Annotated in this window: 1 protein-coding gene; it reads right to left on the minus strand. The window is 57.5% G+C overall.

What is annotated here, in order from left to right; translation table 11 throughout:
* Window positions 1-12: 12 nt before the first annotated feature.
* Window positions 13-214 (minus strand): hypothetical protein (locus tag KJQ96_RS39870; RefSeq protein ID WP_213291308.1); only part of this gene is annotated, 202 nt, incomplete at its 5' end.

The raw sequence follows: 214 nt of genomic DNA on the forward strand, positions 1-214 counted from the left end.
CCCGCCGTCTGTTCACCCTATCCCCACAAGACACAGCGAGTTCAACGGGCAGGGCGAGCGCAAACAGAGAGGGGCGAGGATAGTAGTCAGGGGGTCGCGGGAGCTATCGTTTCCCAAGTTTCCACTACCAAAAAGCGCAATGCCGGCAGCAGCGGCGAGCAGGGTTGTGATTGTGTGGGGATCGAGATTCTCAAGAAGATGTGCGATCAGCAAT

It is taken from the genome of Bradyrhizobium sp. sGM-13 (assembly GCF_018398875.1).
In the GTDB taxonomy this organism is placed as follows: Bacteria; Pseudomonadota; Alphaproteobacteria; order Rhizobiales; family Xanthobacteraceae; genus Bradyrhizobium.